The following is a 1,170-nucleotide window of genomic DNA, read 5'->3' as shown; positions in this document are numbered from 1 at the left end:
CCATGGAGAACCTGGCCCATAGCGCATCCCTCCATTCCGGAGAAAACAATGCACCATCAAACCCTGGGATCAAACATCTAGTTCCATAAAAAATGTTCAGCGCGATTCGTCTGTAGGCGCAAAGTTAAAATGTCCTGATGTCGCAAAGTAGGAATGTCACAACGCCGCTTCTGAATGATGCGGGAGAAGGCATTGCCACAGGGAGAGCCAACGAGTCGGGGCGCTCCGCAGTAGGGTAGGGGATGCAGCCCATTCCTTACCGTCGGCACCGGTACCCGCCTGAGATCATCCAGCGTGCCATCTGGCTCTTCCTGCGGTTTACGCTGAGCTATAGCGACGTGGAGGAACTCCCAGCCGACCGAGGCTGCGAGGCTTCAAGTCGACCGGCTCAACCCAGTGCATCCTCAGCGTTGATTTTCGATGAAACCTGACGACCTATCGTCCAGGCTTCAACGCTGGAGCCTGCACTGGTGCCTGACGCTTGCCGTCACCAGCCTGAGCGACCATGACACTGCCTTGCGGTTTCGTGAGCACTGCTTGCGCTGGACGCACTGGCGCCTGTGGCGGAGTTGGCGGCAGGCTCCGGATGGAGCCTGTCTGGGAACCGCTGGTCTGCGGTAGACGAGCAAGGGATGAACTCGCGTTAAGCGGCAGCCGGTCCGCAGGTCCCTTCAGCTGAGCCTGAGTTCGGCTCTGGGCAAGACGAGCGATCTCATCCTGAGCGGAATTGAGTTGGTTGCGCAGCTGAGCAAGTTCTGTGGTTGCAACTTGAGACCGGTCCCGCTCCAGTACAAGCTGCTTTTGACTGTCTTGGAGGGTGGCAATCTGCTCCCACAACTGACGTTCCGTTTCAGCCGCGGATTGGCTTGAGATCGCAAGCATGCCCCATCCCGCAGCGGCACCCAAACCTAGAATGACGGTCACAGCCCGCTGCCAGTTGGCGAGCAATGGCGTAAAGGTCCGGATCATTGGAACTCCTGCAACAACGAACCCACGATGGCTGCGGGCAATAGCCTTCTTTGCTCAGAACGGATGGGCCGTTGTTGCTCACCACACTGGCATCAGAGGCGCTGAGGATAAGATTGTCCTAGTGACTTAGAGTGCCTAACAAAACTGGAGTGAGTGCGTTGGTTTGGCATGGCCAAACCTCTTGTTTCCAATGCTCTCTGG

The 1,170-nt window shown here is 57.3% G+C and carries 1 pseudogene; it reads left to right on the top strand.

Features of this window, described 5'->3' with window-relative positions:
* Positions 1 to 242: 242 nt before the first annotated feature.
* Positions 243 to 365, top strand: a pseudogene (locus DC522_RS36690) (IS6 family transposase); the annotation flags it as partial.
* Positions 366 to 1,170: the final 805 nt, after the last annotated feature.

This window comes from Microvirga sp. KLBC 81 (genome assembly GCF_003075415.1).
Classification (GTDB): domain Bacteria; phylum Pseudomonadota; class Alphaproteobacteria; order Rhizobiales; family Beijerinckiaceae; genus Microvirga.
The sequence above is the reverse complement of the archived record's forward strand: the minus strand, read 5'-3'. Positions and strand labels throughout refer to the sequence as shown.